Below are 10,356 nucleotides of genomic sequence, written 5' to 3'. Positions count from 1 at the left end.
GCGCTGCTCGCCGGGGAGGCGACCGCCGGGACGGCGCGGATCATCCTCGTGACGCGCGGCGGGCAGGCCGTGGACGACGGCGAGCGCCCCGGCCCCGGGATGGCCGCCGCCGCCACCCTGCCCATGGTCGCCAACCAGGAGTACCTGAACCTCGACTGCGCCACCGTGGACGTGGCCGCCGGAGCGGACGCCACCGAGGTGGCCGCCGCGCTGGAGGCGGAACTGCGCGTCCCGTCCGGCGACGTCTTCGTCGCCTACCGCCGGGGCACCCGCCTGACCCGCGCGTACACCCCCCGGGACACCACGTCCGGGCAAGGCGCGGCGGTGCGGCCCGGCGGGACGTACCTGGTGACCGGCGGCCTCGGGGACGTGGGCCTGCTCCTGGCCGGGCACCTGGCGCGCGAGGGCGCCGGCCGGCTGATCCTGGCGAGCCGGAGCGGCGTCCCCGGCGACGACGCGCACCCGCGCGCGCGGGCCGTGCGCGCCCTGCGTGAGCTCGGCGCCGACGTGAGCACCCCCGAGGTGGACGTCACCGACACGGCGGCCGTACGCGCGCTGCTCGCCGGGGAGGACCGCCTGGACGGCGTCGTGCACGCCGCCGCCGTGACCACGCCCGACACCTTCCGCCCGCTGCGCGAGCTCGACGGGGACGCCGTCGCCCGCCACTTCGACGCCAAGGTCGGCGGCGCGCTGGCGCTGGAGCGGGCCCTGGCAGAGGCGGAGCTCACGCCGGACTTCTGCGTGCTGTTCTCCTCCACGTCGGAACTGCTGGGCGGCATCACGTTCGGCAGCTACGCCGCCGCCAACGCGGCGCTGACCGCGATCGCCCACCGTCACCACGGCGGCGCCACCCGGTGGACGGCCGCGAGCTGGGACACCTGGGCGGTGACGCTCGACCGCATCGAGGGCGGGCTGGGCGCCGCCATGGCCGCCCACTCCATGACGGCGCAGGAGGCGCTGGCCGCCTTCGACCGGGTGCGGGCCGGCGACGCCGAGCGCGTCGTCGTCGCCGCGGGCGGCCTCGACGACCGGCTCCCCAGGGCGATGAACGCCGCCGCGAGCGAGACGGCGGCCGGGAGCGGCGACCGGTTTCCCCGGCCCGAACTGCCCCAGCCGTACACGGCGCCGATCTCGCCGGGCGAGCGGGACCTGGCCGCGCTCTGGTCGGAGGTGCTGGGCGTCGAGCCCGTCGGCACCCGGGACAACTTCTTCGACCTCGGCGGCAACTCCCTGGTGGCGCTGCAGATGCTGGCGCTGGTGAAGAAGCGGCACGGCATCGCGGTGCCGACCGTGACGCTGTTCGAGGCGCCCACCGTCGCCACGCTGGCCGCCATCCTCGACGAGCGGCGCGAGCCCCGGCAGCAGCCCGTGAGCGCGGCGCGGGCGGAGCCCGTACGCGTCACCGAGCGCAAGGACGAGGACGAGGACCGGCGGATCGCGATCGTCGGCATGGCCGGCCGCTTCCCCGGCGCGCCGGACGTGGAGGCGTTCTGGCGGAACCTGCGCGAGGGCGTCGAGTCGATCACGTTCTTCTCCGAGGAGGAGCTGCTCGCCGCCGGGGCCGACCCCGAGCAGGTGCGCGACCCCGCGTACGTGCCCGCGCGGCCGGTGCTCGACGACGTCGGCGGCTTCGACGCGGCGTTCTTCGGCATGAGCCCGCGCATGGCCGCCATCACCGACCCGCAGCAGCGGGCGTTCCTGGAGGTCTGCTGGGAGGCGCTGGAACAGGCCGGTTACGCCGCGCCGGAGCACCGGGGCCGGGTCGGCGTGTTCGGCGGCGCCAACATCAGCACCTACCTGCTCAGGATGACCGACCACCTGCTCGGCGGAGGCGGCCAGGCCGGCTTCAGCGACTTCGAAGTGATCATGGGCAACGACAAGGACGCCCTGCCCACGACCGTCTCCTACCTGCTGGACCTGCACGGGCCCAGCGTCGCCGTGCAGACGTTCTGCTCCACCTCGCTGGTCGCCGCCCACATGGCCGTGCAGAGCCTGCGCAACGGCGAGTGCGAGCTCGCCCTGGCCGGCGGCGTCTCCATCCGGGTGCCGGACCGCGTGGGCCACCTGTACGGGCCGGGCGGGCAGGAGTCGCCCGACGGGCACGTGCGCACCTTCGACGCGCGGGCCAAGGGCAGCATGTTCGGCGACGGCGCCGCCGCCGTCCTGCTCAAGCGGCTGCCCGACGCGGTGCGCGACGGCGACCACATCTGGGCGGTGATCCGCGGCACGGCGATGAACAACGACGGCGCGCTCAAGGTCGGCTACACCGCGCCCAGCGTCGTCGGCCAGTCCCGGGTGATCGCCGACGCGATGGCCGACGCGGGCGTCACCGGCGAGGACATCAGCTACGTCGAGGCGCACGGCACCGCCACCGAGCTGGGCGACCCGATCGAGGTGGCGGCGCTCGCCCGCGCCTTCGGGCCCACCCGCGACCGGCGCTACTGCGCGATCGGGTCGGTCAAGACGAACGTCGGCCACCTCGACCGGGCGGCCGGGGCGAGCGGGCTGATCAAGACCGCGTTCGCGATCCGCGACGGCGTGATCCCGGCCAGCCTGCACTACACCAGCCCCAACCCGGAGATCGACTTCGAGTCGGGCCCGTTCTACGTCAACACCGAGCTGTCGCCGTGGCGGACCCGCGACGGCCGGCCGCGCATCGCCGGCCTGAACTCGCTCGGCATGGGCGGCACCAACGTCCACATGGTGATCGAGGAGCCGCCCGCCACCTCCCGCGACGCCCAGTCGTCCGGCCGCCGCTACCAGGTGCTGCCGGTGTCGGCCCGGGCCGCCGCGGCGGCGGACGAGGCGTGCCGGCGGCTCGGCCGGCACCTCGCCGGCGAGCCGGGCATCAGGCTGGCGGACGCGGCGTACACCCTGCAGGCCGGGCGGAAGACGTTCGAGCACCGGCGCGCGCTGGTCGCCGCCGACGGCGCGGGCGCGGCCGCCACCCTGGACGGCGGCGCCGGACTGCTCTCCCGCGTCGACACCGTGCAGGGCCGCAGGGTCGCCTTCCTGCTCGCGGGCGTCGGCGAGCAGTACCCGGGCCTCGCCGCCGACCTGTACCGCCACGAGCCCGCCTTCCGCCAGGCCCTCGACGAGTGCCTGGCGGCGCTGGCCGGCGTCATGGACGTCACCGGCGTCACGGACCTGCTCACCGGCGCCCGCGCCGCCGCCCCCGGCCTGGCGGCACTCCTCGGCCGCGACGGTCCCGCCGGCGGCCCGGCCGACGAGCGGGCCGCGGCGCTGGCGCGGACCGAGATCGCCCAGCCCGCGCTGTTCGCCGTGGAGTACGCGCTCGCGCGCACCCTCATGGCGTGGGGCGCACGCCCGGAGATCATGCTCGGCTACAGCCTCGGCGAGTACGTCGCCGCCTGCCTGGCGGGCGTGCTCTCGATCGGTGACGCCGTGGCCCTGGTCGCCCACCGGGCGCGGCTCATCGCGGAGCTGCCCGGCGGGTCGATGCTCGCCGTCTCGCTGCCCGCCGCCGCGCTGGGCCGCCGCTTCCGGCTGGAGGAGCGCGGGCTGGACGTGGCCGCGGTCAACGGCCCGCAGGTCACCGTCGTCGCCGGCCCCGCCGAGCCCGTCGCCGCCCTGGCCGCCGAGCTGCGCGCGGCCGAGATCCCCTGCCGGCCCCTGGAGACCAGCCACGCCTTCCACTCCCGCATGCTGGAGCCCGCGGCCCACGACCTCACCCAGTGGGTCAAGGCCAACATCACGCTCAACCCGCCCGCGCTGCCGTACGTGTCGAACGTGACCGGCGGCGTCGCGGACGCCGAGCTGGTGTGCGACCCCGGCTACTGGGCCCGGCACATGTGCGCGACCGTGCGGTTCGCCGACGGCGCCGAACGGCTGCTCGCCGACCCGGAGCTCGCCGTGGTGGAGATCGGGCCCGGCCAGTCGCTCGGCGCGCTGGTGCGCGGCGCCGGCTGCCCGCCCGAGCGGTGGCCGCTGATCACGCACACCATGCCCGCCGCGAGCGACACCACGCCCGGCGACGAGACGCTGACCGGCTGCCTGGCCCGGCTCTGGCTCTGCGGCGTCACCCTCGACTGGGACGCCTACCACGGCCGCGTCCCGGGCACGGACGAGCCGCCCGCCGCGTCCGGGCTGCCCGGCCGGATCCCGTTGCCGACCTACCCCTTCCAGCGGCAGCGCCACTGGATCGACCCGCCGGCCCGCGCCCGGCTCACTGCCGCGGCCGCCGAGCCCGAGGACCTGTTCGAGGCCGTCGCCGGACTGCCGAAGCTGCCCGAGGACCAGTGGCTGTACCTGCCCGTCTGGCGGCAGACCGCGGCCCCGGCGCCCGCCGCCACCCAGCCGGGCTCCTGGCTGATCTTCACCCGCGACGGCCTCGCCGACGAGGCCGCCCGACGGCTGGCCGCCACCGGCGTCACCGTCACCCTGGTACGGCCCGGCGACGCCTACACCGCCACCCCCGACGGCCACACGATCCGGCCCGGCAGCGTCGCCGACCTCCTCGCCCTGCTGCGCGACCTGCGCGCCGCCGGCCGCCCGCTGGACCGGGTCGTCCACCTGTGGACGCTGGAGCCGGGACCGCACGACCTCGCCGTCTCCCGGGGCCTGCACACGCTCGTCGCGCTCGCCCGCGCCGCGGGCGAGTCGGGCATCGGCGGCTGGTCGCTCGACGTGGCCGTCTCCGGCACCCAGCAGGTGCTCGGCGAGGAGGTCGCCGACCCGTCCGGCGCCACCCTGGCCGGACCCTGCCTGGTGATCCCGCTGGAGTACCCGGGCGTGACCACCCGCCTCATCGACCTGCCCGCCGGCCCGGCCGCCCCGGACCTGGACGCGCTCACGGCCGAGCTGGCCCGCCCGCACGGCGAGCGCACCGTGGCGCTGCGCCGCGGCCGCCGCTGGCTGCCCGGCTACGACCCGATGCCCGTCCCCGCCACGCCGGACCCGCTGCGCGACGGCGGCGTCTACCTGATCACCGGCGGGCTCGGCGGCATCGCCCTCGGCCTGGCCGGGCACCTGGCCCGCGAACGCCGCGCCAGACTCGTCCTGCTCGCCAGGACCGGGCTGCCGCCCCGCGCCGAGTGGCCCGCGATCCTGGCCGGCGAACAGCACGCCGGGGAGACCACCAGGCGGCGCGTGGCCGAGGTCGCCGGCCTGATCGAGGCCGGCGCCGAGGTCGAGCTCGTCACCGGCGACGCCGCGTCGGCCGCGGACGTGCGCCGTGCCGTGGACGCCGCCCTGGACCGCTTCGGCGCGCTGCACGGCGTCCTGCACGCCGCCGGCGTCCCCGCGATGGGACTCATGCAGTTCAAGCGCGCCGAGGAGCTCGACGACGTGCTCGCCCCCAAGGTCGGCGGCACGCACGCGATCGCCGAAGCGCTCCGCATCGGCCGGCCCGACGAGGTCGCGCTCGACTTCCTCGCCCTGTTCTCCTCCATCACCTCCGCCACCGGCGGCGGCCCCGGCCAGGTCGACTACTGCGCCGCCAACGCCTACCTGGACGCCTACGCCTGCCGGCTGGCGGCCACCGGACGCCGCGTCGTCGCGATCGGCTGGGGCGAATGGACGTGGAACGCCTGGGAGGCCGGGCTCGACGGGTACGAGGAGGCGCTGCGCGACTTCTTCCGCGACAACCGGGCCAGGATCGGCATCGGCTTCGCCGACGGCTGGCGCTCGCTGCTGCGCGCCCTGGCCACCGGCGAGCCCCGCGTCGTCGTCTCCACCCAGGACTTCCCGACGCTCGTCGCCGGCAGCGCCCGGTTCACGCTGGAGGCGGTGACCTCGCCCGGCCTGGGCGGCACCGGCGGCGAGCGGCACCCCCGCCCCGAGCTGCTCACCCCCTACCAGGAACCGGCCGGCCACGCCGAGGAGACCATCGCCGCGATCTGGGCGGAGTCGCTGCGGCTGGAGCGCGTCGGCGTACAGGACAACTTCTTCGAACTCGGCGGCAACTCGCTGCTCGGCGTCTCGATCGTGGCGGCGGTGCGCCGCGCGTTCGAGCTGGCCGAGCTGCCGCCGCACATCCTCTACGAGTCGCCCACCGTGGCCGCGCTCGCCGGCACCGCCGAGGCCCTCGCCTCCGGCGCCGCGCCAGCGGCCACCGACCCAGGTGGCAGCCAGGTACGCGCCCAGTTGCGCAGATCCGGGCTCGAAGCCTCCGCCGCCCGCAGACGCGGCCGGTGACACCACAACCTGAAGAAGGAGCGGACATGACCGTGATCGGCGTGATCGGCGCCGGCGTCATGGGCGTCGGCGTGGCCCAGAACCTCGCCCAGACCGGCCACGAGGTCGTCCTGGTCGACAAGGACGAGCGCATCCTGGCGGAGGCGCTGGCCACCATCGGCCGCAACGCCCGGATGAGCCGCCTCATGGGCGGCCCCTCCCTGGACCCCGACGAGATCCTGTCGAGGATCACCACCGCCGTCGGCGCCGCCGGCGCGGCCAAGGCGAGCCTCGTCATCGAGAACGTGACGGAGAACTGGGACGTCAAGCGCGAGGTGTACGAGACGCTCGACGCCGAGTGCGGGCCCGACACCGTCTTCGTCGTCAACACCTCGGCCATCCCCATCACCAAGATGGCGGCCGTCACCGGCCGCCCCGACAAGGTGATCGGCGTGCACTTCATGAACCCGGTGCCCGCCAAGCCCGTCGTGGAGCTGATCCCCGGCTTCCACACCTCGCCCGAGACCGTCCAGCGCACCAGGGACCTGCTGACGGCCATGGGCAAGAAGGCCGTCGACGTCAAGGACTCGTGCGGCTTCATCTCCAACCGGGTGCTGATGCTGACCGTCAACGAGGCCGCGTACCTGGTGCACGAGGGCGTCGCCGACGCCGAGTCGGTGGACGAGGTCTTCCGCGGCTGCTTCGGCCACCCGATGGGCCCGCTGGAGACCGCCGACCTGATCGGCGTCGACACGATCCTCTACAGCGTCGAGGTCCTCTACGAGCACTACGCCGACAGCAAGTACCGCCCCTGCCCGCTGCTGAAGCAGATGACCGACGCCGGCCTGCACGGACGCAAGTCAGGCCGCGGCTTCTACACCTACACCTCTCAGAGCTGAAGGAGTCACCCATGTCCAGCAAGACCCAGATCCTCGACTTCATCCGCGGCCGCTACCCGCAGGCGGAGATCGACGAGTCGCAGGACATCTTCGCGCTCGGCTTCGTCAACTCCCTGTTCGCCATGGAACTGGTCATGTTCGTCGAGAAGACGTTCGGCGTGACCATCCCCAACGAGGAGCTGCGCATCGACAACTTCCGCACCGCCGACGCCATGTCCGCGCTGGTGTCGCGGCTCTCCTCCGACCTGGCCGTCGCGTGACCCTCACCAGCACGGCGCCCGCCACGGAGCAGACCGCTCCGGCGGGCGCCGGCCCCGTCACCGACCGGAGCTCGGCCCGCGCGTTCGTCGACACCCACGTGGTGCCGTACGCCGACGCCTACGACAGCAGCGGCCGGGTGCCCGAGGACCTGCTGCGACGGGCCGCCGAAGCCGGGCTGTGGGACCCGCTGTCCACGGACATGGTCACGCTCGGCGAGGTGCACGAGGAGGTGGGCCGCGGCTGCTCGTCGCTGCGCAGCCTGCTGACCGTGCACACCATGGTGTCGTGGACCCTGCGGCGCTGGGGCACCGACGCGCAGCGCGACCGCTGGTCGGCGGCGCTCGCCAGGGGCGACGCGCTCGGCGCGTTCTGCCTGTCGGAGCCCGGCGCCGGCAGCGACGCCGCCGGCATCACCACCACCGCCACCCAGGCGGGCGGCGGCTGGGTGATCAACGGGGTGAAGACGTGGACGACGGGCGGTCAGCGGGCCGACGTGTTCCTCGTCTTCGCCCGCACCGCCACCAGCATCGGCGCGTTCCTGGTGCCGAGGGACACCCCCGGCGTCGAGGTCACGCCGATCGACGACATGCTCGGCACCCGCGCCTCCATGCTGGCGCGGATCTCCTTCACCGACGTGACCCTCGGCCCCGACGCGCTGCTCGGGCCGAGCGGCTTCACCGCCGGCATGGTCCTGACCGGCACCCTCGACCTGGGCCGCTACAGCGTGGCGGCCGGGTCGCTCGGCATCGTCCAGGCGTGCCTGGAGGCGTCGGCGGACTACGCCGCCCGCCGCGAGGTCGGCGGGCGGCCGCTGGCGGAACTCCCGCTGATCCAGGCCAAGCTCTCCGACATGGTCACCGACGCGCGGGCGGCCCGGCTGCTCGTCGCCGAGGCCGGCCGGCTCAAGGACGCGGGGGAGTCCGCCACGATCATGGCCACCTGGGTCGCCAAGTACTTCGCCTCCACCGCCGCGGCCAGGCACGCCTCCGAGGCCGTCCAGATCCACGGCGCGAGCGGCTGCGCCCCCGGCTCACCGGTGGCGCGCTTCTACCGCGACGCCAAGGTCATGGAGATCATCGAAGGCAGCAACGAGGTCCAGCGGATCACCATCGCGGGCCAGGCAGAACGGGAGACGACCAGATGACCGTGACCACCGAGCGGCCCGGCGCGCTGCCCGTCAAGCCCGCCCGAGGCCGCATCAAGTGCATCGTGTGGGACCTCGACAACACCCTGTGGAACGGGGTGCTGCTGGAGGACGGCGACGTCACCGTCCGGCCCGCCGTCGTCGAGCGCATCCACGAGCTCGACCGCAAGGGCGTGCTGCACTCCGTCGCCAGCAAGAACGACCGCGACGCGGCGCTGGCCAAGCTGCGCGAGCTCGGGCTGGAGGAGATGTTCCTGCACCCGCAGATCAACTGGAACGCCAAATCCGACTCGATCAAGGTCATCGCCAAGGCGCTCAACCTCGGCCTCGACGCGTTCGCGTTCGTCGACGACCAGGAGTTCGAGCGGGCCGAGGTGGCCCACCAGGTGCCCGAGGTGACCTGCGTCGACATCCTGGAGCTGGACGAGGCGCTGGCCAGGCCCGAGTTCCGGCCCCGGTTCGTCACCGACGAGTCGGCGCAGCGGCGCGCCATGTACCAGGGCCAGATCGCCAGGGACGAGCTGGAGCAGGAGTTCGTCGGCACCAGCGAGGAGTTCCTGGCCGGCCTCGGCATGACCTTCACCATCGCGCCCGCCCGCAGGGAGGACCTGCAGCGGGCCGAGGAGCTCACCGTCCGCACCAACCAGCTCAACTCCACCGGCCGCACCTACTCCTACGACGAGCTCGACGCGCTGCGCGAGTCGCCCGACCACCTGCTCCTCGTCGCCTCCCTCACCGACAAGTTCGGCAGCTACGGCAAGATCGGGCTGGCGCTGGTGGAGAAGGGGGCCGACAGCTGGCGGCTGTGCATGATGCTCATGTCCTGCCGGGTGATGTCCCGCGGCGTGGGGATGGTGCTGCTCAACCACATCCTGCGGCTGGCCGCCGGCGCGGGCGCCGCCGTCCGTGCCGACTTCGTCGAGACGGGCCGCAACCGCATGATGCAGATCACGTACGCCTTCGCCGGGTTCAGGGAGGTGAGCAGGGACGGCGCCAACGTGGTGCTGGAGGCCGACCTGGACGCCGTGCAGCCGCCGCCCGCCTACGTGAAGCTGGAGATCGCCGAATGAGGGACCGACCATGACCGTCCATGACCTGACCAGCGACGACGTCCTCGTCCGCTGGCTGCCGTTCCGGACCTTGACCGGGGCGGAGCCGGGGGCGCTGCCGCTGTACTGCCTGCCGCACGCCGGCGGCGCCGCCTCGGCCTTCCGGCTGTGGCAGCGCAAGCTCCCCGGCGTCGCCGTCCAGCCGGTGCAGCCGCCCGGCCGGGAGGGGCGGCACAAGGAGCCGCCCTATCTGGGCATGCCCGAGCTGGTCTCGGACCTGGCCGACGTGGTGCTCGCCGACGTGGAGCTGTCGGCGGCCGGCCGCCGGTACGCGCTGTACGGGCACAGCCTGGGCGGGCTGGTGGCCTTCGAGCTGGTCCGGGAGATCCGGCGGCGCGGCGGGCCGGAGCCGGTGCACCTGTTCGTCTCCGGCGCCGACGCCCCGCACGTCACCTACGAGCCCGGGCCGCCGGTGCGCGGGATGAGCGGGCCGGAGGTGGTCGACCTGCTGCGCAGGCTCGGCGGGACGCCTGAGTGGCTGCTGTCCGATCCGGAGGCGCTGGCGATGATCCTGCCGGCCGTCCAGGCGGACTTCACCGTCAAGGAGACGTACGTCTACCAGGACGAGCCGCCGCTCGACGTGCCCATCTCGGCGCTGCCGAGCGCGTCGGACCCGCGCGTCGAGCCGGAGAAGGTGGCGCGCTGGCGCGACCAGACCGCGGCCCCGTTCGCGTTGCACCCGTTCGACGGCGGCCACTTCGCGGTCTTCGAGCAGGCGGCGCGCACCCACCGCCTTGTCGCCCAGGCCCTGCGCCCATGGGTCTGACCGACCGGGGGGTGGGGGGGGACCCGCCGGTCGGTCAGACCC

6 protein-coding genes are annotated in these 10,356 nt (G+C 74.5%); all 6 read left to right on the top strand.

Features of this window, described 5'->3' with window-relative positions; genetic code table 11:
• Positions 1-48: 48 nt before the first annotated feature.
• Genes ADY59_RS44570 through ADY59_RS44545 form a run of 6 tightly spaced genes read left to right on the top strand, consistent with a single transcriptional unit; the run spans position 49 to position 10,314 of the window.
• Complete coding sequence (locus ADY59_RS44570; RefSeq protein ID WP_231619188.1) at positions 49-6,156, top strand: type I polyketide synthase; 6,108 nt, start codon at positions 49-51, stop codon at positions 6,154-6,156.
• Positions 6,157-6,182: 26 nt separating this feature from the next.
• Positions 6,183-7,034 carry a 3-hydroxyacyl-CoA dehydrogenase family protein gene (locus ADY59_RS44565; protein WP_049576575.1) on the top strand — a complete coding sequence of 284 codons (852 nt, stop codon included), beginning with the start codon at positions 6,183-6,185 and terminating at the stop codon, positions 7,032-7,034.
• Positions 7,035-7,045: 11 nt separating this feature from the next.
• Entirely contained in the window at positions 7,046-7,294 is a 249-nt protein-coding gene (locus ADY59_RS44560; protein ID WP_049576572.1) for an acyl carrier protein, read from the top strand.
• Positions 7,291-8,439: an acyl-CoA dehydrogenase family protein gene (locus ADY59_RS44555; RefSeq protein WP_049576570.1), complete on the top strand. Its 1,149-nt coding sequence runs from the start codon at positions 7,291-7,293 to the stop codon at positions 8,437-8,439. Before ADY59_RS44560 ends, ADY59_RS44555 begins: the two co-directional genes overlap by 4 nt.
• On the top strand, positions 8,436-9,509 hold the full coding sequence (locus tag ADY59_RS44550; RefSeq protein WP_049576568.1) for an HAD-IIIC family phosphatase: 1,074 nt from the start codon (positions 8,436-8,438) through the stop codon (positions 9,507-9,509). Before ADY59_RS44555 ends, ADY59_RS44550 begins: the two co-directional genes overlap by 4 nt.
• A gap of 10 nt (positions 9,510-9,519) precedes the next feature.
• On the top strand, positions 9,520-10,314 hold the full coding sequence (locus ADY59_RS44545) for a thioesterase II family protein (protein WP_049576565.1): 795 nt from the start codon (positions 9,520-9,522) through the stop codon (positions 10,312-10,314).
• Positions 10,315-10,356: the final 42 nt, after the last annotated feature.

Origin of the sequence: Nonomuraea sp. SBT364 (assembly GCF_001083785.1) — a bacterium.
In the GTDB taxonomy this organism is placed as follows: domain Bacteria; phylum Actinomycetota; class Actinomycetes; order Streptosporangiales; family Streptosporangiaceae; genus Nonomuraea.
Note: the sequence above shows the minus strand (reverse complement) of the source record. Positions and strands in the feature narration are given on the sequence as shown.